The sequence below is a fragment of the Rosenbergiella metrosideri genome (assembly GCF_022602565.1).
Lineage (GTDB): Bacteria > Pseudomonadota > Gammaproteobacteria > Enterobacterales > Enterobacteriaceae > Rosenbergiella > Rosenbergiella metrosideri.
In genome coordinates, this window is the sequence record NZ_JALBCV010000018.1 from 21,955 (window position 1) to 43,213 (window position 21,259).

General features: G+C 48.1%; 19 protein-coding genes and 1 other RNA gene. 16 read left to right on the forward strand and 4 right to left on the reverse strand.

What is annotated here, in order from left to right; translation table 11 throughout:
* Nucleotides 1–526: 526 nt before the first annotated feature.
* From speA to MKR94_RS14355, 10 genes are all read left to right on the forward strand, one after another.
* Nucleotides 527–2,503: a biosynthetic arginine decarboxylase gene (gene speA / locus MKR94_RS14310; protein WP_241647550.1), complete on the forward strand. Its 1,977-nt coding sequence runs from the start codon at nucleotides 527–529 to the stop codon at nucleotides 2,501–2,503.
* Nucleotides 2,504–2,558: 55 nt separating this feature from the next.
* Nucleotides 2,559–3,488 (forward strand): agmatinase, encoded by a 930-nt coding sequence (gene speB, locus MKR94_RS14315; protein ID WP_241647551.1) that lies wholly within the window; start codon nucleotides 2,559–2,561, stop codon nucleotides 3,486–3,488.
* 37 nt (nucleotides 3,489–3,525) lie between these two features.
* Nucleotides 3,526–3,936: a YidB family protein gene (locus tag MKR94_RS14320; RefSeq protein ID WP_241647552.1), complete on the forward strand. Its 411-nt coding sequence runs from the start codon at nucleotides 3,526–3,528 to the stop codon at nucleotides 3,934–3,936.
* A gap of 122 nt (nucleotides 3,937–4,058) precedes the next feature.
* On the forward strand, nucleotides 4,059–6,047 hold the full coding sequence (gene tkt / locus MKR94_RS14325) for a transketolase (protein ID WP_241647553.1): 1,989 nt from the start codon (nucleotides 4,059–4,061) through the stop codon (nucleotides 6,045–6,047).
* Between the two features lie 336 nt (nucleotides 6,048–6,383).
* Nucleotides 6,384–7,412 (forward strand): erythrose-4-phosphate dehydrogenase, encoded by a 1,029-nt coding sequence (epd, locus tag MKR94_RS14330; RefSeq protein WP_241647554.1) that lies wholly within the window; start codon nucleotides 6,384–6,386, stop codon nucleotides 7,410–7,412.
* Between the two features lie 40 nt (nucleotides 7,413–7,452).
* On the forward strand, nucleotides 7,453–8,616 hold the full coding sequence (pgk, locus tag MKR94_RS14335; protein ID WP_241647555.1) for a phosphoglycerate kinase: 1,164 nt from the start codon (nucleotides 7,453–7,455) through the stop codon (nucleotides 8,614–8,616).
* A gap of 87 nt (nucleotides 8,617–8,703) precedes the next feature.
* A complete protein-coding gene (gene fbaA / locus MKR94_RS14340) occupies nucleotides 8,704–9,783 on the forward strand; it encodes a class II fructose-bisphosphate aldolase (RefSeq protein WP_048912641.1) in 1,080 nt (359 codons plus the stop codon).
* 169 nt (nucleotides 9,784–9,952) lie between these two features.
* Nucleotides 9,953–10,804 carry a small-conductance mechanosensitive channel MscS gene (gene mscS, locus MKR94_RS14345; RefSeq protein ID WP_241647556.1) on the forward strand — a complete coding sequence of 284 codons (852 nt, stop codon included), beginning with the start codon at nucleotides 9,953–9,955 and terminating at the stop codon, nucleotides 10,802–10,804.
* Nucleotides 10,805–10,937: 133 nt separating this feature from the next.
* Entirely contained in the window at nucleotides 10,938–11,564 is a 627-nt protein-coding gene (locus tag MKR94_RS14350) for a LysE/ArgO family amino acid transporter (protein ID WP_241647557.1), read from the forward strand.
* 12 nt (nucleotides 11,565–11,576) lie between these two features.
* Nucleotides 11,577–12,344, forward strand: a complete 768-nt coding sequence (locus MKR94_RS14355; protein ID WP_241647558.1) for an oxidative stress defense protein — start codon at nucleotides 11,577–11,579, stop codon at nucleotides 12,342–12,344.
* Here MKR94_RS14355 and MKR94_RS14360 read toward each other — a convergent pair.
* On the reverse strand, nucleotides 12,286–13,188 hold the full coding sequence (locus tag MKR94_RS14360; protein ID WP_241647582.1) for a LysR family transcriptional regulator ArgP: 903 nt from the start codon (nucleotides 13,186–13,188) through the stop codon (nucleotides 12,286–12,288). The genes MKR94_RS14355 and MKR94_RS14360 overlap by 59 nt on opposite strands.
* A 151-nt stretch (nucleotides 13,189–13,339) precedes the next feature.
* Here MKR94_RS14360 and rpiA point away from each other — a divergent pair, with 151 nt between their 5' ends.
* Nucleotides 13,340–14,032, forward strand: a complete 693-nt coding sequence (rpiA, locus tag MKR94_RS14365; protein WP_241647559.1) for a ribose-5-phosphate isomerase RpiA — start codon at nucleotides 13,340–13,342, stop codon at nucleotides 14,030–14,032.
* A gap of 206 nt (nucleotides 14,033–14,238) precedes the next feature.
* On the forward strand, nucleotides 14,239–15,477 hold the full coding sequence (gene serA / locus MKR94_RS14370; protein ID WP_241647560.1) for a phosphoglycerate dehydrogenase: 1,239 nt from the start codon (nucleotides 14,239–14,241) through the stop codon (nucleotides 15,475–15,477).
* Between the two features lie 20 nt (nucleotides 15,478–15,497).
* Here serA and MKR94_RS14375 read toward each other — a convergent pair whose 3' ends face one another.
* The 3 genes from MKR94_RS14375 to zapA form a co-directional block, all read right to left on the reverse strand.
* Nucleotides 15,498–16,103, reverse strand: coding sequence for a 5-formyltetrahydrofolate cyclo-ligase (locus MKR94_RS14375; protein WP_241647561.1), 606 nt, complete (start codon nucleotides 16,101–16,103; stop codon nucleotides 15,498–15,500).
* Nucleotides 16,104–16,184: 81 nt separating this feature from the next.
* Nucleotides 16,185–16,368: non-coding RNA, 6S RNA (gene ssrS / locus MKR94_RS14380), on the reverse strand.
* A gap of 41 nt (nucleotides 16,369–16,409) precedes the next feature.
* On the reverse strand, nucleotides 16,410–16,739 hold the full coding sequence (zapA, locus tag MKR94_RS14385; RefSeq protein WP_048912634.1) for a cell division protein ZapA: 330 nt from the start codon (nucleotides 16,737–16,739) through the stop codon (nucleotides 16,410–16,412).
* Between the two features lie 163 nt (nucleotides 16,740–16,902).
* Here zapA and MKR94_RS14390 point away from each other — a divergent pair, with 163 nt between their 5' ends.
* From MKR94_RS14390 to ubiI, 4 genes are read left to right on the forward strand one after another with little or no spacing between them, the layout of a single operon-like run.
* Nucleotides 16,903–17,472, forward strand: coding sequence for a YecA/YgfB family protein (locus MKR94_RS14390; RefSeq protein WP_241647562.1), 570 nt, complete (start codon nucleotides 16,903–16,905; stop codon nucleotides 17,470–17,472).
* A 38-nt stretch (nucleotides 17,473–17,510) separates the two neighbouring features.
* The gene (pepP, locus tag MKR94_RS14395; RefSeq protein ID WP_241647563.1) at nucleotides 17,511–18,857 is read left to right on the forward strand and encodes a Xaa-Pro aminopeptidase; all 1,347 of its coding nucleotides are present in this window, start codon (nucleotides 17,511–17,513) and stop codon (nucleotides 18,855–18,857) included.
* A complete protein-coding gene (ubiH, locus tag MKR94_RS14400; RefSeq protein ID WP_241647564.1) occupies nucleotides 18,854–20,032 on the forward strand; it encodes a 2-octaprenyl-6-methoxyphenyl hydroxylase in 1,179 nt (392 codons plus the stop codon). The genes pepP and ubiH overlap by 4 nt, the downstream gene beginning before the upstream one ends.
* Before the next feature lie 15 nt (nucleotides 20,033–20,047).
* Nucleotides 20,048–21,253, forward strand: a complete 1,206-nt coding sequence (gene ubiI / locus MKR94_RS14405) for an FAD-dependent 2-octaprenylphenol hydroxylase (RefSeq protein WP_241647565.1) — start codon at nucleotides 20,048–20,050, stop codon at nucleotides 21,251–21,253.
* Nucleotides 21,254–21,259: the final 6 nt, after the last annotated feature.

Sequence of the window (21,259 nt, forward strand, 5' to 3'; positions counted from 1 at the left end):
TCTCACACGACGACCTTGAATAATGAATTGGAGGAAAACATTATCGGATGGTTTTCCATCTGGACGTCTATTCTAGGGTAGGATGGCTGAATAATTCCAGCGATTTTTCTGAATTAGCGCATCGATAGCCACATAGACACTGATAACAGCCTAGACCCGAGACAAACATTTTGCATTTTTACCCCCTTAGGGGTATAAATCGCGAACCGCCTTGACACCTAAAATTGATAAGTTTCACGCTGAGAGAGTAGAAACTAAAATTAGTCATAACAGTCGTTTAGAGATGCTTTCCCTGTGCTCCACTGTCGGATGCTCACCTGACGAAATCTCTTTTTTAGTTATCGACCATCACTATCGTTATCGACACTAAAATTGCTATCACGAGTAGTATTATTTCTCGGTAAACCTCAATTATCCGCAGTAAAAGGTGGATAAAGCAGTAGACCTATGACGAGTATTTGCAGTGCTTAGCGGGTTGCGCTAGGGTAAATACTTAATTGTTTTTTATCTAAGATAGAGGCATGAGATGACCGACGTCATTAAGCATATTCAAGGTTCATCCGCTGGCGAACACGGTGAGTTACGTTCTATGCAAGAGGTTGCAGTGAACGATCAAGAGGCAAGCCGTATGTTACGCACCTACAATATTGCATGGTGGGGAAATAATTATTATGACGTCAACGAACTCGGTCATATTAGTGTCTGTCCGAATCCAGACATTCCCTCTGCCCGTGTCGATCTGGCTAAACTGGTAAAAGAACGCGAGGCCCAAGGCCAGCGTTTACCTGCACTATTTTGCTTTCCACAGATCCTGCAGCATCGCTTACGCTCGATCAATGCCGCCTTCAAACGTGCGCGTGAATCTTTCGGTTACCGAGGGGATTACTTCCTTGTCTATCCGATTAAGGTTAACCAACACAAACGTGTTATTGAGTCACTGATTAACTCAGGGGAGCCGTTAGGACTGGAAGCAGGTTCTAAAGCTGAACTGATGGCAGTATTAGCTCATGCAGGGCAAACTCGCTCGGTGATTGTCTGTAATGGATATAAAGATCGTGAGTATATCCGGCTTGCGCTGATCGGCGAGAAACTAGGCCACAAAGTCTATCTCGTTATTGAAAAGATGACCGAGATCCGTTTAGTGCTTGAAGAAGCTGAGCGTCTCAATGTTGTGCCACGTCTAGGGATCCGGGCGCGTTTAGCCTCGCAAGGTTCTGGCAAATGGCAATCAAGCGGGGGGGAGAAATCGAAATTTGGTCTATCCGCCTCACAAGTTCTTGAGTTGGTTGATATTATGCGCCAGGCTGGGCGCTTAGAAAGCTTACAGTTGCTCCATTTCCACCTTGGTTCGCAGATGGCGAATATCCGCGATATTTACACTGGTGTCCGTGAGTCGGCGCGTTTCTACGTGGAACTCGCCCGGTTAGGCGTGCAGATCAAATGTTTTGATGTCGGTGGTGGTTTAGGTGTCGATTATGAGGGAACTCGCTCGCAATCTGACTGCTCAGTGAATTACGGATTAAATGAATACGCGAATAATGTCATTTATGCCATCGGCGAAGCGTGTGAAGAGCATGGCTTAGACCATCCGACCGTGATTACTGAGTCAGGGCGCGCAGTAACGGCTCATCATACCGTGTTAGTGTCGAATATTATTGGTGTTGAACGTAATACCTTTGCTCCGCCAAATCCGCCAGAGGATGACTCTCCACGTCCTTTATTAAGTATGTGGAAAACCTGGCAAGAGATGCACGAAACGCAGGGGCATCGCTCATTACGCGAATGGCTTCATGACAGCCAAGTAGATTTATCAGATATTCATACTGGCTATTCGTCCGGAATGTATACCCTGACGCAGCGCGCTTGGGCGGAACAATTATACTTAAATATCTGTCATTACACTCAGCAGCACCTCGATCCAAGCAACCGTGCTCACCGCCCGGTGATCGATGAGCTACAAGAACGCATGGCAGACAAGATTTATGTCAATTTCTCGTTATTCCAGTCAATGCCGGATGCTTGGGGAATCGACCAGCTCTTCCCTGTCTTACCGCTCGAGGGGTTGAACAAGCAACCTGAACGTCGCGCAGTATTACTCGATATTACCTGCGATTCGGATGGGACTATTGATCATTACATTGATGGTGATGGGATCGCCACAACGATGCCGATGCCAGAGTACGATGCTGAAAACCCACCGATGCTTGGCTTCTTTATGGTCGGTGCTTATCAAGAAATTTTGGGGAATATGCACAACCTGTTCGGTGATACCGAGGCCGTCAACGTATACGTTAACGAAAATGGTGCAGTGGATGTTGAGCTATCCGATGAAGGAGATACCGTCGCGGACATGTTGGAATATGTTCAGCTTAATCCGCAAGAGTTACTCAGCCTGTTCTATCAGCAAGTTCAAACCAGTGATATCGCTGAAGAGTTACGTGATCAGTTTTTATCAGAGTTCGAGAGCGGCCTATACGGCTACACGTATCTGGAAGATGAATAAATTTATTGTCTAGGCGCTGAACGATCAGCGCCCTTGTCGAGGAAAAGAATAAATTATGTACAATACCTTAGGTAACGAATATGACAACTCATTGGTGTCTAACGCCTTTGGTTTTCTGCGTTTCCCGCTTAATTTCCAGCCCTACGAGAGCGATGCAGAATGGGTCATTACCGGTGTGCCTTTCGATGCGGCGACCTCAGGTCGGCCCGGCAGTCGCCTAGGCCCTAACGCGATTCGTCAAGTTTCTACCCATCTAGCGTGGGAAGGCTGTCGCTGGCCTTGGAAATTTGATTTACGCCAACAACTAAATGTCGTTGATGGCGGCGATCTGGTCTATGCTTTCGGTGACTCTGCAGACATGTCGGCAAAACTACAGGCACACGCAGAGAAGTTACTTGCCCACGGCAAGCGTATGCTAACCTTTGGCGGCGACCACTATATCTCTTTACCGTTGTTGCGCGCGCATGCAAAACACTTCGGTAAAATGGCCTTAGTCCATTTTGATGCCCACACGGATACTTATTCAAATGGCCCGACCTTCGACCATGGCACGATGTTCTATACCGCGCCACAAGAAGATCTTATCGACCCGGCTCACTCAGTCCAAATTGGTATTCGTACAGAGTACGATCCCTCTTTAGGGTTTACAGTTCTGGATGCAGCATGGGTTAACGATACTGCGGTAGAGGATATTCTCGCTAAAATTCGTCAAACCGTAGGTGACCTACCGGTCTACCTGACCTTCGATATAGACTGTCTTGACCCCGCTCATGCACCTGGTACTGGTACGCCCGTAGTCGGTGGATTGACCAGCGACAAAGCGACGAAATTACTCCGTGGCTTACAAGGGTTAAACATCGTCGGGATGGACCTAGTTGAGGTTGCGCCTGGCTATGACCATGCTGATATTACCGCTCTCGCGGCTGCAACGGTCGCGTTAGATATGCTACATGTACAGGCTGCGAATAAGCAGGCTCAGCGCTAATCATTATTCTAAATAGGTTAATTACGAGGAGTGTTAGATGGGATTACTCGATAGCATTGTCGGATCACTAACGGGTGGAGAAGGGCAACAGAATTCTCTGAGTCAACTTCAAGCGGTCTGGTCTTGGGTACAAGAGCAGGGCGGCGTGGAAGTGCTGATCCAAAAATTCCAGCAAGGTGGCTTAGGGGAAATCCTCTCTTCATGGCTGAGTAATGGTAGTAACCAATCTGTGAGCCATAACAACATTCAATCCGCTTTTAGCCAGCAAGATTTACAATCACTGGCAGATAAGCTTGGTACCGATGTTCAAGGTGCCTCAGGCACCTTATCTGAAGTTCTGCCGCAACTGGTTGATAAAATCTCCCCGCAAGGTGAAGTCCATCCTGAGGCCAGTGGTAACGCGCAAAATGATCTGGGTTCATTAGTGGATTCAATCTTCAAGCGTTAAATTGTGCGGATCGAATGTACTTTCGTTCGGCACATCATGTACATTGAACTAACTAAGTTTCCAATTTATGTTGAAAGTGTTTAAAAATCAACACAACTAAATCGTCCGATCTGGAGTGAAAGATGCCTTCTGAAAAAAAACTTGCAAATGCGATTCGTGCACTCAGTATGGATGCGGTCCAACGCGCTAAATCTGGCCATCCAGGTGCACCTATGGGCATGGCAGATATCGCTGAAGTATTATGGCGTGAGTTCTTAAATCATAACCCGAAAAACCCGTCATGGGCCGATCGTGACCGTTTCATTTTATCCAACGGCCACGGTTCAATGCTGATCTACAGCTTGCTGCACCTCAGCGGTTACGATTTACCAATCGAAGAGTTAAAAAACTTCCGTCAGCTGCACTCTAAAACCCCAGGCCACCCTGAATACGGCTATACCGTTGGCGTCGAGACAACGACAGGCCCACTAGGTCAAGGGATTGCGAATGCTGTCGGTTTTGCGATTGCAGAACGTACATTGGCTGCGCAATTTAACCGCCCGGGCCACGACATCGTCAATCACTACACCTACGCCTTTATGGGTGACGGTTGTATGATGGAAGGGATCTCGCACGAAGCTTGTTCTTTAGCGGGAACCCTGCAACTTGGCAAACTAATCGCTTTCTATGACGACAACGGTATCTCTATCGATGGTCACACTGATGGCTGGTTTAGTGATGACACAGGTTTACGCTTCGAATCATACGGCTGGCATGTTATCCGTGGTGTTGATGGGCACAATAATGAATCCATCCGTCGTGCGGTGGAAGAGGCGCGTGCTTCTGAGCGTCCAACGCTGATCATGTGTAAAACCGTTATCGGATTCGGGTCTCCTAACAAAGCCGGTACGCATGATTCACACGGTGCCCCATTAGGCGACGATGAAATCGCACTGACTCGTAAAGAGTTAGAGTGGGACGCAGCGCCTTTCGAAATTCCTGCAGATGTCTATGCTGCATGGGATGCGAAAGAAGCCGGTGCGAAGAAAGAGCAGGTATGGAATGAGAAATTTGATGCCTATGCGAAAGCCTTCCCTGAATTAGCGGCAGAATTCAAACGTCGTACGGCAAATCAACTGCCTGCTAATTGGGCGGCTGAATCACAAAAATTCATCGAAGACCTCCAAGCTAACCCACAAAAAATTGCAAGCCGTAAAGCTTCTCAAAACGCGATCGAAGCCTATGGTAAATTACTGCCAGAGTACTTAGGTGGCTCTGCAGACTTGGCGCCGAGTAACCTGACTATGTGGTCGGGCTCTAAGTCGATCAAAGATGACGCAGCAGGTAACTACATCCACTACGGTGTGCGTGAATTCGGTATGACGGCGATTGCTAACGGTATCTCGTTACACTCAGGTTTCATTCCTTATACCGCAACCTTCCTAATGTTTGTGGAATATGCGCGTAACGCTGCCCGTATGGCTGCGTTGATGAAACTCCGCCAAATCTTAGTGTATACCCATGATTCTATCGGTTTAGGCGAAGATGGCCCGACTCACCAACCCGTAGAGCAGGTCGCAAGCTTACGTACTACGCCAAACATGAGCGTATGGCGCCCAGCTGACCAGGTCGAAACAGCAGTAGCGTGGAAAGAGGCGATCGAACGTCAAGACGGTCCTTCAGCACTGATTCTTTCACGTCAAAACCTTGCGCAGCAAACGCGTACTGCAGAGCAACTTGCCGCGATCAGCAAAGGTGGTTACGTGCTGAAAGATAGCGAAGGCCAACCAGAGCTTATCTTTATCGCTACCGGTTCTGAAGTCCAGTTAGCGGTTGATGCGGCAGAGAAATTGACTGCAGAGGGGCGTAAAGTCCGCGTCGTCTCTATGCCTTCTACCGATCACTTCGATAAGCAAGATGCCGCTTACCGTGAGTCAGTACTTCCTGCAGCAGTGACCGCACGTGTCGCAGTTGAAGCGGGTATTGCTGATTACTGGTACAAATATGTTGGCTTAAACGGTGCAATCGTAGGAATGACCACCTTTGGTGAGTCTGCGCCTGCAGAGCAACTGTTTGAAGAGTTTGGCTTCACCGTTGACAACGTGGTTGCAAAAGCGAAAGCGCTTCTGTAACACCAGCCTCAAGCGAATAAAGCATGGCATCTGCCATGCTTTTTTTTTACTAAAGTCTTAATGATTCTGCCGACACCGACCGCTGAGAGAGCGGAAAGGTAAGCATCAGCGGCTGACAGGTGGCGTCTCGGATAATTTTGTGATCTTGATCGTATTTTATAAATGACTGTTGATCTCTATCATTCCGCTGCTTCAGCAGTTGATTTATTCTCAAGTCGATAGAGACCGTTCGGCTTAAAATGGGGTATCTAAATTTATCAAATCGTTGTAGCCTCAAAAGATAATCTTAGTATAAGGGCAACTGGTCCTTACGTTGATCAAGGTGATGGATAAGCAATGAGCCTCAGAATTGCGATTAATGGTTTTGGAAGAATTGGTCGGGCTGTTGTGCGGGCACTGTATGAGACAGGTCGTCACCTAGAGGTTACTGTCGTTGCGATAAATGAAGTCGCCGAAAGCCGAGGGATAGCACATCTTTTAAAATATGATACCACCCATGGTCAGTTCGCATGGGAAGTTAAGTTAGAAGGCGAGCAACTCTTTATTGGTAGAGATGCGATTACGCTACTGCATCATTCATCTATCGACGAACTGCCATGGGGCGATCTCGATATTGATGTGGTCCTAGATTGTACTGGCGTTTACGGCAGCCGGGCTGATGGCGAAGCGCACCATCGTGCGGGGGCACGTAAAGTTCTTTTTGCCCACCCAGGTGAACCCGACCTAGATGCAACAATTGTCTATGGTGTGAACCATGACACGCTCCTGCCTGAACATCGGTTTGTTTCCAATGCCTCCTGTACCACCAACTGTATTATCCCTGTGATCAAGCTGTTGGATGACGCTTTCGGGATTGAATCCGGAACGGTTACCACCATCCATTCAGCGATGCATGATCAACAAGTTCTCGACGCTTATCATCCCGATCTACGCCGAACCCGCGCGGCAAGCCAGTCGATAATTCCAGTCGACACGCGGCTCTCGGCTGGTATTACCCGGATATTTCCAAAGTTTCTCGACCGATTTGAAGCGATTGCGGTACGGGTACCGACAATCAATGTTACCGCAATCGATCTTAGCGTAACGCTCGAACAAAAAGTGACGGCGCAGCAGGTTAATCACCTATTGCAGGAGGCTGCCAATGGCTGCTTTCATGGTATAGTCGACTATACCGAGCTACCCCTGGTCTCGGCGGACTTTAACCATGATCCCCACAGTGCGATTGTGGACGGTTCGCAAACGCGAGTCAGTGGAGGACTCCTGGTAAAAACGTTAGTATGGTGTGATAACGAATGGGGCTTCGCAAACCGAATGATCGATACCTGTTTAGCGATGTCTGACAACACTTTCGAACCTGTCGCCTAAGCGGCGGGATAAACTTAAAGAATCAATAAGAGGATTCACCATGTCTGTAATTAAAATGACCGATCTGGATCTTGCTGGAAAACGTGTTCTGATTCGTGCTGATCTTAATGTGCCAGTCAAGGATGGGAAAGTGACGTCAGATGCGCGTATCCGTGCATCACTACCGACCATTGAACAAGCCCTGAAGCAAGGCGCGAAAGTAATGGTGACCTCTCACTTAGGTCGTCCAACAGAAGGCGAATATAACGAAGAATTCTCTCTGCTGCCTGTTGTGAACTACCTGAAAGATAAGCTTGCTGGCGCAGAGGTTAGCCTGGCAAAAGACTACCTTGACGGCGTAAACGTTGAGGCGGGTCAGCTGGTGGTACTGGAAAACGTTCGCTTTAACAAAGGCGAGAAGAAAGATGACGAAACCTTAGCGAAAAAATATGCAGCCCTGTGTGACGTCTTCGTCATGGATGCATTCGGTACGGCTCACCGTGCCCAAGCTTCTACCCATGGTGTGGGGAAATTCGCGCCTATCGCCTGTGCCGGTCCACTGCTGTCAGCAGAACTTGAAGCGCTAGGTAAAGCGATGAGCAACCCAGCTCGTCCTATGGTTGCCGTAGTAGGGGGCTCTAAAGTGTCCACCAAATTTGATGTACTGCAATCTTTAGTCGGCATTGCCGATACCGTCATCGTCGGGGGCGGCATTGCCAACACTTTCGTTGCAATCGAGAATAACGTTGGTAAGTCACTGTACGAGCCAGACTTTGTTGAAGCAGCGAAAAAGCTTCGTGATGAACATGGGATCCCGGTTCCCGTTGACTCACGTGTCGGGACCGAATTCTCCGAAACGGCTCCTGCTACCGTGAAGAAAGTTAACGAAATTCAAGATGACGAAGAGATCATGGATTTTGGTGATGAAACTGCCGCGCAAATGGCCAAGATCTTAAAAGAAGCGAAAACGATTCTGTGGAACGGCCCAGTCGGCGTATTTGAGTTCCCTAACTTCCGTAAAGGAACTGAAATTGTGGCTAATGCTATTGCAGATAGCGACGCGTTCTCAGTTGCCGGTGGCGGGGATACGCTGGCGGCAATCGACCTGTTTGGTATTGAAGATAAAATTTCATACATCTCCACGGGTGGTGGTGCATTCCTTGAGTTCGTGGAAGGCAAAAAGCTCCCAGCTGTAGCAATGTTAGAAGAGCGCGCGAAACAATAATAAATTCTGAGGAGGGTTATCCCTCCTCTATTTTCTACCGCTGAAAAGATGATCTCAGCTTACGACCAACGAAACAGGACAACACTTATGTCTAAAATTTTTGATTTCGTAAAACCGGGTGTCGTTACCGGTGAAGACGTACAAAAAGTTTTCCAAGTAGCTAAAGAGAATAAATTCGCGTTACCAGCAGTCAACTGCATCGGTACTGACTCAATCAATGCGGTATTAGAAGCTGCAGCCAAAGCTAAAGCGCCGGTGATTGTTCAGTTTTCTAACGGCGGTGCAGCATTCCTTGCAGGCAAAGGTTTTACCTCTGATAAGCCACAAGCAGCGGCTATCCTTGGTGCCATCACTGGTGCTCAACACGTCCATCTGATGGCTGAGCAATACGGTGTACCGGTTATTCTTCATACCGACCACTGTGCGAAAAAATTACTGCCATGGATCGACGGATTGCTGGATGCAGGCGAAGCACACTTTAAAAATACCGGTAAGCCACTGTTCTCTTCACATATGATCGATCTGTCCGAAGAGTCGTTAGAAGAGAATATCGAAATCAGCGGTCAATACCTTGCGCGTATGGCGAAGATGGGAATGACGCTTGAGATTGAATTAGGCTGCACAGGCGGGGAAGAAGATGGTGTGGACAACTCACACCTCGATAACTCGGCACTCTACACTCAGCCTGAAGATGTTGACTACGCTTACCAAAAACTCAGCGCTATCAGTCCTAATTTCACCATTGCCGCATCATTCGGTAACGTACACGGTGTTTATAAGCCCGGTAACGTCCAACTGACGCCAAAAATTCTGAGAAATTCGCAAGACTACGTGAGTGAGAAGCATAACCTTCCTCACAACAGCCTGAACTTTGTCTTCCACGGCGGTTCGGGTTCTTCAGCAGAAGAGATCAAAGAGTCTATCGAGTACGGTGTTATCAAAATGAACATCGATACCGATACGCAATGGGCAAACTGGGACGGTATTCTGCAGTTCTACAAAAAGAACGAAGGCTACCTCCAAAGCCAACTGGGTAACCCAGAAGGTGACGATAAGCCAAACAAAAAATACTATGACCCACGAGTCTGGTTACGTGCGGCACAAAGTTCAATGGTTGTTCGCTTAGAGCAAGCCTTCCGTGAACTGAATGCCATCGACCGTCTGTAATCCCTCCCCAAACGCCAGCTCTGCTGGCGTTTTCTCCATATATCAGAGTAAATTTCTTGAAGTTACCTAGCAAGGTTGGCAATTTGCGGGTTTTTAGTTACCCTTTTTAAGGGACGTCTTCAAAGATGCTCAGTGCTTTTTTTTTGGGAACTAACGACAGGAAGATTTAATGCAAGATCTTAACGTAGTAAGCGGCTTACATAATGCCGGGACTTGGATTGAAAAGAACCAGTCACTTTTATTAAGCTATGTAGTGAATATCGCCGCGGCGCTGGTCATTCTCTTTATCGGGTTTACCGTTGCGAAAATCGTTTCAAGAGCCATCAATAAAGTTTTACTCTCTCGTCATATTGACCAAACAGTCGCCGACTTTATCTCGATGATTGTTCGCTATGCGATTATTGCGTTTACCTTGATTGCTGCAGTCAGCCGAGTGGGCGTACAAACCGCCTCCTTCATTGCTGTACTGGGTGCCATTGGTGTAACCGTTGGTTTAGCGTTACAAAACTCACTCTCCAACTTTGCAGCCGGTGTGTTGTTGGTTACCTTCAGACCTATTCGTGTTGGGGAATTCGTAGATGTTGGTGGATGTTCGGGTACCGTTTTAAACGTACAAATCTTCCAAACTACGCTGAGAACCTCGGACGGTAAGATTGCAGTCATTCCGAACGGCTCAATCTTTACAGGTAAAATTATCAACTATTCACGTGAACCAGAGCGCCGCAATGAGTTTATCATTGGCGTGGCTTACGATGCTGATATTGACCTGACAATGAAAGTACTGCGTGAAGTAGTCGAGGCAGATAAGCGTGTCATTAAAGACAAAGCGATTGTCGTGGCATTGAACGAGATGGCCCCTTCATCGCTTAACTTTATTGTACGCTGCTGGAGCAAGAGCGATGATCTACAACAGGTCTATTGGGATCTGATGGCAGACTTCAAACGTGCCTTAGATAAGCACCAAATCGGGATTCCATTCCCGCAAATGGATGTGCACCTCGTTCGCAGCAGCGAAAGCTAATACCTCACCTCCGCAGTCAGCATAGCTGGCTGTGGAGTATTCATTTTACTAATTACCCCCCGCTTTTTTTAATTTCCTTTCGCCTAACGCTTTACCGGATACTAAACCCCTAAGTCATTAAGGGGGGATTTAAATGTCTGTTTTTATTCAAGGTTTTTCACTGGGTGCTGCGTTGATACTGCCTATCGGCCCACAAAATACGATCGTATTACGTCAAGGTATGTTGCGGCGCTATGCTTTCTTAGCGGCAACATTTTGTGTGGTGAGCGATATGATCCTTATCACGACTGGCGTATTGGGTGGCGCGGCATTTTTACAATGCTATCCACTATTAATGCTGGGGATGACAGGGGTGGGTGTGCTGTTTCTGCTTTGGTACAGTTATGGCATCTTTAAGACCCTCCGCCACCCCATTATCCCTGAGCTTGCAGGCGTTAGCGTTAATTCACTGCCGCAGCTGCTTATAACGCTAACAGCCGTGACGTGGCTAAACCCCCATGTTTATCTGGACACCGTGGTATTGCTTGGCACTCTTGGCAGTCAGATTCCCACAGCATTACGCTTAACCTTTGTCGCAGGGGCTATTTCAGCCTCAATCCTTTGGTTCTATTTGCTCTCGTCAGTTTCAACATTATTGTCGGCAAAGCTTATGCAGCCACGTATTCAAAAGGTGATCTCGCTCACCGTTGTCATCTTATTACTGATACTCGCATTTAGACTGTCCAGTGAGGGCGTGGTAATGTGGCAACACTATGAATAAGGGAGCATAACGATGAAGAAACGCCTTACTGCAATGACCTTGCTTGGAGCGAGTTTGGGATTGATGTCATCAGTGTCGGCTGAAACAACACCTAACGCGCCTTATCTTAGCACCTCCGGACAGGGGCAGGTCCAAGCTCAGCCAGACATGGCCACTATCGTTATTGAAGTGAACGCTAGCCATGCGCAAGCATCGCAAGCTAAAAAGCAGGTGGACAGTCGCGTAGCACGGTACTTCGATTTTTTACATCAGCAAGGGGTAACCGATAAAGATATTAATGCTGCCAATGTCACCACTCATGCTGAATATGACTATTCACAGCATGGTAAACCGAAACTGACCGGTTATCAGGCATCACGGAGTGTCGAAGTTACCTTGCATCAGCTCGGCAAGCTTAATGCCTTATTAGACGGTGCGCTTGCCGCGGGGCTTAACGATATTCGCTCGGTATCAATGGGGGTTGATCATCCCGAACAATATCAGCAACAAGCGCGTCAGGCGGCAATCACTGATGCGATCACCAAGGCTAAAGGATTGGCATCAGGTTTTAATGCCTCGCTGGGATCGGTATGGAGCATTAACTATCAGACGCAACGTAACGTCACCCTGCCGATGGTAAGAATGATGAGCGTAAAAGCTTCGGCCGCTGATACCACTCCAGACCAAACCTATCAACAGCAAAAGCTCGACTTTACCGATAACGTTGAGGTGATCTTTACCCTTAACACTCACACTCTTGGCGCAACACCTGACGACCATACTCAACCAAAGAGTCCGTAACACGTCCCATCACGCGGCTTTCTGGCGCAAATCGGTGCCAGTAAAGCATACGGCGCTGGTATAACCCTGGCGTAAGGTCGATCAATGCGCCTTGCGCTAATTCAGATTCGATTTGTAGATGTGGGATCATACAACAGACTGATCCTTGTTTGGCTAACTGTACAAAGGCTTCAGAAGAGTTAACGATATGGCACGGCAAGCTACCGGGAGGCAAATCGAAGTTCTCCTGTAAAAAGGCTTGGTGCATATCGTCTAGGTGATCGAAAGAGACGGCCGGGGCTTTAAGCAAGGTTTGACGATTAACGCCCTGCGGGAAATAGCGCTTGGCGAAATCCGGTGAAGAGACAAATAAGTAGTCTAAGGCACCTAAGGTATCGACGTGGCAGCTCGGTAAGGCGCGAGGCTGTATACTGACCGCCCCCACGACTTCGCCACGACGTAGACGCTCAAGTGTACGGCTCTCATCTTCGACCTGTAAATTAAGGCGGACCGGTAAATCATCGAGCACATCTCGTAAGGCAGGCAGTAACCAAGTCGCCAAACTGTCAGCGTTCACCGCAATAGACAGCAGAAGGGGAGTGGTGCCGCCTTTTTCATCGGTCAGCCACTGCTCTTCAAGAAGTTCAACTTGGTGAAGCAGAGCAAGTAGCTTTTGGCCCTGTTCGGTAGGGCGAGGGGGCACGGTACGTACCAACAAAGGTTGACCAAACTGTGATTCTAACTGCTTGATTCGCTGCGAAACCGCCGATTGAGTAATACAGAGTTTTTGTGCCGCTCGTTCAAATCCGCGTTCACGAATAACAGTATCAAGGGCTTGAAGATTGCGGTAATCAGGTCTTTTAATCATGTTTTCTCAGTCCCTGACTGAAAGAAAAAAATCGGTTGGTGTTGTGATTGAATGCGTAAAACTACACTTCAACTAATGAAAAATCACTATTTTAGATAAGCTTGTTTTATACTACTGCTACCGCAACACGTATAGGTTTTAACATACCATGACTCAGGACGAACTTAAAAAAGCAGTAGGCTGGGCGGCGCTAGACTATGTTCAGCCCAATACGATCGTTGGTGTAGGCACCGGTACAACGGCAGCGCATTTTATTGATGCATTAGCCACCCGTAAACACGACATTATTGGTACAGTGTCCAGTTCAGAAGCCTCGACAGAACGTTTAAAATCGTATGGTATTCCGGTTTTCGACCTAAATGAAATCGACTCCCTTTCCTTGTATATCGATGGCGCAGATGAAATCAATCCTGATCTACAAATGATCAAAGGCGGTGGCGCAGCGCTTACCCGGGAAAAAATCATCGCCGCAGTTGCCGAGACCTTTATCTGTATTGCCGACCAATCGAAGCTGGTCGACTGTTTAGGCCACTTTCCTTTACCCGTCGAAGTTATCCCTATGGCTCAAGCCTATGTCGCCCGCGAGTTAGTGAAACTTGGCGGCCGCCCGGAGTATCGCAAAGATATCGTCACCGATAATGGTAACATCATTCTCGATGTTTACGATTTGCGTATTGACGATCCGGATAGATTAGAAGTCGCCATCAATGCATTACCAGGGGTGGTGACGGTTGGACTGTTCGCTAAACGTGGTGCAGATATTGCGTTAATTGGTGATGAAAACGGCGTTAAAAAAATTATTCCTGACGGCCACGAAAAAAGAGTCGCCACCCACAAATAGTGATTTATATCACAAATAACCTCCACCTCAAGTTAATACGCTAAATCATCTGTAATAGACAGTGTTTTGGCGTTGTAAGGCGCAAAGGTAAACGATTGCGTCGATCGTTTCAAAATTTTGTAGGGTGTTGCTCTTAGCCTATTTTTTTCTTATGTTGACAGTCAGCTAAGGGTATTTTACGAAAATCACTTTTATAGGGTCGGGTAATGGCTAAGGTTTCACTGGAAAAAGACAAGATTAAGTTTCTGTTGGTTGAGGGTGTTCACCAATCTGCCCTTGATAATTTAAAAGCGGCGGGTTATACCAATATCGAATTCCATAAAGCTGCGCTCAGTCCAGAGCAACTCAAGGAATCGATCCGTGATGCTCACTTCGTCGGATTACGTTCTCGCACGCAGTTAACCGAAGAGATCTTTGCAGAGGCCGAGAAACTGATTGCGGTTGGCTGCTTCTGTATCGGCACCAACCAAGTTGATCTCAACGCCGCCGCATCGCGCGGTATCCCTGTTTTTAACGCCCCCTTCTCTAATACCCGTTCGGTAGCGGAATTAGTTATCGGCGAACTATTATTGCTGATGCGCGGTATTCCAGAAGCTAATGCAAAAGCGCATCGTGGTATCTGGAACAAAAATGCTAAAGGCAGCTATGAAGCGCGTGGTAAGAAACTCGGTATCATCGGTTACGGCCATATCGGGATGCAATTGGGCGTGTTAGCGGAAAGCTTAGGTATGTATGTTTACTTCTACGATATCGAAAGCAAACTGCCGCTGGGGAATGCAACGCAGGTTGAGTCACTGGATAAGTTACTGGCAATGAGTGATGTGGTCAGCTTACACGTCCCAGAAACCGCGAATACCCAAGATATGATCAGCAAAGATCAATTGGCAGCGATGAAACCTGGCGCATTATTGATTAATGCCTCACGCGGAACCGTTATCGACATTCCTGCGCTCTGTGAAGCCTTAGAGAGTAAACATTTAAGTGGTGCAGCCATCGACGTATTCCCGGTTGAACCGGCTTCTAACAGCGATCCGTTCGACTCGCCGCTCTGCAAGTTTGATAATGTTATCTTAACCCCACATATCGGTGGTTCGACCCAAGAAGCCCAAGAAAATATCGGGATTGAGGTAGCAGGTAAACTGGCGAAATACTCAGATAATGGTTCAACCCTTTCTGCAGTCAACTTCCCTGAAGTCTCACTGCCGGCACACAGTGCTTCGGCGAGTCGTATTCTTCATATCCACGAGAACCGCCCAGGCATTCTGACCGCGATTAACAATATCTTTGGCGATCAAAATATTAATATCGTTGGCCAGTACCTACAGACCTCGCCTCACTTAGGTTATGTGGTCATTGATGTTGATGCTGAGCAAGAAGTGGCAGATAAAGCGTTGCAGCTGATGAAGGAAATTCCAGGCACTATCCGTGCTAGATTGCTTTACTAATGCTGAGACCAAAGAGGCCGTTAGGCCTCTTTATTATTCCATTGCCATAATCGATTAGGCGTAATCACTGCAGGTAAGGGGATATCCCAAGATTCAATGGGGAGTGCTTCCTGGAGCTGACAATCATGTGCCACCCCAATCGGAAAAACTGACGTCTTCTGCCAATCGGCGAGTAGGCGATCATAAAATCCTCCGCCCATCCCTAAACGCTGGCCTGTGCTATCAAACGCCACCAAAGGCACAATTACCACATCCAACTCAGTGAAGGCACAGATCTCCTCGGTATTTTCCTCAGGCTCCAACATCCCTAAGCGATGCTTTATTAAATTAGTTTGTGGAGTATATTGCTGGAATATCAGGGAAGTGGAGCATGTGGGATCGATACGAGGGAGATAAACACTTTTCCCCAAATGCCATAACCGTGCAATAAGCGGTCGAGTATTTATTTCACCGTCCATCGAGAGAAACAGCGCAATACGGTGTGACTGCTCAATTGGAGAGAAGAGAATAGCGTGTTCAGCGAGTTGCTGGCTGGCTTGGAATTGCTGAGTGTCACTCAGTGAACGTCTAAGGCGACGCATATGCTGGCGTAAAGCTTGGCGCTGTTGAGCTAGAGATGAGTCCATGACATAACATCCTTGTGAGGGCACTCAAGGATAATAGGGCGATACATTGAGACAGTAAAGGAAAACTAAAAGGGAGAAGAGGGGATCTCCGAGATGCCGCTGCGAGCTGTAACCCTTGAACCCTTGGTTCAAGGTGAACATGTCGTCATACCTATTAGGCTTCTCGGACGAACCGAGCATGCACACAAGATATGAGGCGCCACGTTCTAGTAGTACTAAATATCGGCTCAGGGGACTGGCCCGCTTGCAAACATCTCAGAGAATACGTTGTTCAGGGAGTATTATAGCACAGGATCCCTAAAACTATTATTCGAATTTACTTTCTGGGCGATCACTGATACGCCCTTGTTCGACTAAAGCCTGTTCGATAGTCTGCTGCAGAACACGAATACGTTGTTCCATATTACTCGCATAATCACGGGTCTTGTTCTTTTCTTGCGCAAGTTCGTGACAAATATTCAAAGCTGCAATGAACACTAATTGTTCAGTATTCGTAACGCGTGTTCTGTGTTTTAAATCCTGCAGGCGCTGGTCAAGATCCTCAGCCGCAGAAAGTAGAGCTTCTTTTTGTTCTGGAGGACAATTCACTCGCAGTGAACGACCAAAAATATGAATATCTACCGGTTGCGCAGACATGTTACCTTCCTGATAATTACGTTGTCCGCTCCCAAAGTCACTTGCTCTGGAAGGGCGCCACTATATCTACCTGAGGCAGAAGTTACAACCCCTTTTCTGGAATCGATGAGGGTGCTGATGGTAGCATAGACCTCACTTCACTTTCCTAAGACTATGGATAATTATGACTTCACCGAACTATAACACGCTTAACAGCGAACTCGCGACACAAGGTGTCGGTATGACCGCCGCTGAGATGCATGGTTTACTCAGCGGAATTCTTTGCGGTGGGACTAAAGATCATAGCTGGAAAGCACTGGTTCATGACCTCACCAATGAAGGTATCGCCTTCTCTGTCCAACTCAATCAATTCTTGCAAGCGGTATACGATAATACATTGCACTCGCTAGAGGAAGATGGATTCAATTTTCAACTCTATTTACCGGATGACCAAGGTGATAACGTCTTTGAGCGCGCCGATGCACTCGCCGGCTGGGTAAACCATTTTCTACTAGGCTTAGGGGTCACGCAGCCGAAATTAGATAAAGTGAAGGGAGAAGCCGGGGAAGCCATCGACGATCTGCGCACTATTGCTCAATTAGGCTACGACGAAGATGAAGATCCGGAAGAACTTGCACAATCTTTGGAGGAAGTCATTGAATATGTCAGAGTCGCTGCTTTACTCTGTCATGAAACCTTCAATACACCGCAATCGGATGCCTCAGCTGTCACACAGGGTCCAACATTACATTGATCCTTTCACGGTAAAATGGGTTACAGGGAGCTTAGGGTATGATTTCTCAGAAAAATTACTGTCAACGCCGTCAGGCCTTGCTGAAAAAGATGGTACCGGGTAGCGCGGCATTAATTTTTGCTGCGCCAGAGGTTACCAGAAGCCGAGATACCGAATATCTCTTTCGCCAAAATAGTGACTTCTGGTACTTCACCGGCTTTAACGAGCCTGAGGCGCTACTCATTCTGATTAAGAGTGATGAACAGCATAACCACAGTATACTCTTTAACCGTTACCGTGATCCCCATGCCGAGATCTGGTTTGGTCGCCGCCTTGGCCAAGAAGCCGCAATCGATAAGCTTGGCGTTGACCGTGCGCTTCCATGGGGAGAAATTGATGAGCAACTGGCGCAGGTGCTTAACGGGTTAACCACGATTTATCATGCCAGTGGCGAATACGATTTTGCGGATCAAAAAGTTGCCGCTGCATTAAAAACCTTGCGTGAAGGATCGCGGAAAAACCTTAGCGCGCCGACCACTGTCATCGATTGGCGACCCATTGTCCATGACATGCGCGTGATTAAAGATGAAGAAGAACTGGCGATCTTACGTGAGGCTGGGCGTATCAGTGCGCTCGCTCACCAGCGCGCAATGCAGCAATGTCAGCACGGCATGTATGAGTATCAGTTGGAAGGTGAAATCCATCATGAATTCTCTCGACACGGGTCTCGATTCCCCTCCTACAATACCATTGTCGGAGGAGGTGATAATGCCTGCATTCTTCATTACACTGAAAATGAATCTCGACTTAAACAGGGGGACTTAGTCCTGATCGATGCGGGCTGTGAGCTATATGGTTACGCAGGGGATATCACCCGAACATTTCCTGTCGACGGAAAATTTACCGCCCCACAACGCCAACTCTACGAGATCGTTTTGCAAGCCTTAACGACTGCCTTATCCCTGTTTCGCCCTGGCGTAACCATCGCTGAGGTGACAGAAGCGGTTGTGCGTATCAAGGTTGAAGGCCTAGTACGCCTAGGAATTTTAGAAGGCGAGGTCACGCAATTGATCGAAGAGAAATCGTATCGTCCCTATTTTATGCATGGTTTAAGTCACTGGCTCGGTCTGGATGTGCATGATGTCGGCCATTATGGCAGCGCGGATCGTACCCGTGTCCTAGAACCGGGCATGGTATTAACCGTTGAACCGGGACTTTATATTGCCCCTGATGCCAAGGTGCCTGAATGCTATCGCGGCATTGGGATTCGTATTGAAGACGATATCGTGATCACCGAAACCGGGCATGAAAATTTAACCGAGCAGGTCGTGAAAGATCCTGATGCCATTGAAGAGTTAATGCAATCGGCGCAGGCATGTCGTCAAGGTGAAAATAAGCCACTATGAGCGTAATTATTGTCGGCGGTGGGATGGCTGGGGCAACGCTTGCGCTTGCGCTTTCCACCTTATCGCAGGGTCATATTCCGGTCACCCTCATTGAGGGGAGCTCCCCGCAGGATGCCGCCCATCCCGGGTTTGATAGCCGAGCGATAGCGCTGGCGGCGGGAACCTGCCAGCAACTTGCACGTATCGGTGTCTGGTCGGCACTGGAGCCTTATGCAACGCCTATTACTGACATCCATGTCTCTGACCGCGGCCATCTTGGCCAAGTCGAACTCTGTCGGGATGATTACCATTTACCTGCCTTAGGCAACGTGATCGAACTGCAAGCGGCAGGAAAAGTTCTGTTTAATCAGTTACAACAGGCAGCTGGTGTCACGCTACTTTGCCCGGAAAAAGTGGTCGAGATGACCCGTACGGCACAGCAGGTATCGGTCACACTGGAAAGCGGTCAAACGCTAGACGCACAGACGTTAGTCATCGCCAGCGGCAGTCGATCTGCCTTGGCGACTCAAGCTGGCTTTACTTGGCAACGTGATGATTACCAGCAAGTTGCCATTATCGCGAATGTCAGTACTTCAATGCCACATAATGGTCGAGCCTACGAACGTTTCACTCAGCATGGGCCTATTGCCCTATTGCCGATGTCAGATAACCGTTTATCCTTGGTGTGGTGTGTAGCAGCATCGACCAGTGAAAGGCTATTAGCGGCTGATAAGTCGACATTCCTGCAGCAATTACAACGTGAGTTTGGCTGGCGACTCGGGCAATTTACGCAAGTTGGCCAGCGCGAGTCCTATCCACTAAGCTTGCATCAAGCGCAGTCGTTGATCACACACCGCGCCGTAGTGATTGGTAATGCTGCACAATCTCTTCATCCTATTGCAGGTCAGGGCTTTAACCTTGGGCTGAGGGATGTGATGAGTTTGGCCGAAACCCTAGCAGAGGCTGATAAACAGCAGCAGGATATGGGGCAGTTTAGTGTATTAAATCGCTACCAGCAGCGAAGAGCACAAGACCGTGCAACAACCATTGCTATTACCGATGGTTTAGTTCGACTCTTTGCCAATGATAACCTGCCTCTCATTATTGGCCGTAACCTGGGGTTACTCGCGATGGAACGAGTTACCGGGTTAAAGCACCACCTCGCTAGCCGAACCTTAGGCTGGGTTAAACGTTAAATTAAGAGAATATTCATGCAAAGCTACGATATTATTATTGCTGGTGGGGGAATGGTCGGCCTCGCAGTCGCGTGTGGTCTTAAAGAGTCAGGACTCAGTGTTGCGGTCCTCGAACAAGGAGCGGCCCCACACTTTAGCCCACAGGACCCGCTATCGGTGCGGGTGTCGGCAATCAACCGAGCAAGCCAACGTCTCTTGGAAAAATTGGGGGTGTGGCAAGATATCCTGCAAATGCGTGCCAGCTGTTATCACGGTATGAAAGTCTGGGAAAAAGATAGCTTCGGACACATCGCCTTCGATGACGCTGAGCTGGGTGGCCACGGCTTAGGGTATATCATTGAAAATTCTGTACTGCATGCAGCCCTATGGCGTCAGGCTGAAAAATTGTCGCATATTACGCTTCTCCCAAATGCCGCCCTAGTCCAGACCGCCTTCGGTGACAACGAGACCTTTGTCAGCTTACAAGATGGCAGCATGATGACCGCCCGCTTGATGGTGGCAGCAGATGGCGCCCAGTCTTGGCTCAGAGCAAAAGCTGACATACCTTTAACCTTCTGGGATTACAAGCATCACGCATTAGTCGCGAATATCTGTACCGAACAGCCTCACCAAGGGGTCGCCCGCCAGGTTTTCCACGGCGAAGGCATTCTCGCTTTTCTTCCTTTTGAAGATCCGCACCATTGTTCAATTGTCTGGTCCACTGAGCCGCAAACCGCGAAAAAGCTTAGCTTAATGGATGAATCATTATTCTGTCAGCAACTGGCTGTCACATTTGATATGCAGTTAGGGCCTTGTACTCTGAACAGTGAACGTAAAACTTTCCCGTTAACGGCACGTTACGCCCGACAATTTGCCAGCCATCGACTTGTGTTAGTGGGTGATGCGGCACACACCATTCACCCGCTGGCGGGACAGGGAGTGAATCTCGGCTTTATGGATGCTGCCGAGCTTATCGGCCAACTTATTCGTCTACAGCAAGAGGGTAAAGATATTGGTCAACACCTCTATCTTCGCCGCTATGAACGCTTGAGAAAGCTCAGTGCGGCCAAAATGCTGGCGAGTATGCAAAGCTTCCAAGACCTCTTTGCAGGGCAACATCCACTGAAAAAAATGGTGCGTGATATCGGCTTGACCCTTGCGGATAAGCTACCTGGGATTAAACCACAGCTCATTAAGCAGGCCTTGGGTGAACACGATTTACCCGAGTGGCTGCGTAAATAGAAGGAG

Coding starts and splice junctions, on each gene's coding strand:
- speA (WP_241647550.1), top strand. CDS start 527: ATGACCGACGTCATTAAGCATATTCAAGGTTCATCCGCTGGCGAACAC.
- speB (WP_241647551.1), top strand. CDS start 2,559: ATGTACAATACCTTAGGTAACGAATATGACAACTCATTGGTGTCTAAC.
- MKR94_RS14320 (WP_241647552.1), top strand. CDS start 3,526: ATGGGATTACTCGATAGCATTGTCGGATCACTAACGGGTGGAGAAGGG.
- tkt (WP_241647553.1), top strand. CDS start 4,059: ATGCCTTCTGAAAAAAAACTTGCAAATGCGATTCGTGCACTCAGTATG.
- epd (WP_241647554.1), top strand. CDS start 6,384: ATGAGCCTCAGAATTGCGATTAATGGTTTTGGAAGAATTGGTCGGGCT.
- pgk (WP_241647555.1), top strand. CDS start 7,453: ATGTCTGTAATTAAAATGACCGATCTGGATCTTGCTGGAAAACGTGTT.
- fbaA (WP_048912641.1), top strand. CDS start 8,704: ATGTCTAAAATTTTTGATTTCGTAAAACCGGGTGTCGTTACCGGTGAA.
- mscS (WP_241647556.1), top strand. CDS start 9,953: ATGCAAGATCTTAACGTAGTAAGCGGCTTACATAATGCCGGGACTTGG.
- MKR94_RS14350 (WP_241647557.1), top strand. CDS start 10,938: ATGTCTGTTTTTATTCAAGGTTTTTCACTGGGTGCTGCGTTGATACTG.
- MKR94_RS14355 (WP_241647558.1), top strand. CDS start 11,577: ATGAAGAAACGCCTTACTGCAATGACCTTGCTTGGAGCGAGTTTGGGA.
- rpiA (WP_241647559.1), top strand. CDS start 13,340: ATGACTCAGGACGAACTTAAAAAAGCAGTAGGCTGGGCGGCGCTAGAC.
- serA (WP_241647560.1), top strand. CDS start 14,239: ATGGCTAAGGTTTCACTGGAAAAAGACAAGATTAAGTTTCTGTTGGTT.
- MKR94_RS14375 (WP_241647561.1), bottom strand. CDS start 16,103: ATGGACTCATCTCTAGCTCAACAGCGCCAAGCTTTACGCCAGCATATG.
- zapA (WP_048912634.1), bottom strand. CDS start 16,739: ATGTCTGCGCAACCGGTAGATATTCATATTTTTGGTCGTTCACTGCGA.
- MKR94_RS14390 (WP_241647562.1), top strand. CDS start 16,903: ATGACTTCACCGAACTATAACACGCTTAACAGCGAACTCGCGACACAA.
- pepP (WP_241647563.1), top strand. CDS start 17,511: ATGATTTCTCAGAAAAATTACTGTCAACGCCGTCAGGCCTTGCTGAAA.
- ubiH (WP_241647564.1), top strand. CDS start 18,854: ATGAGCGTAATTATTGTCGGCGGTGGGATGGCTGGGGCAACGCTTGCG.
- ubiI (WP_241647565.1), top strand. CDS start 20,048: ATGCAAAGCTACGATATTATTATTGCTGGTGGGGGAATGGTCGGCCTC.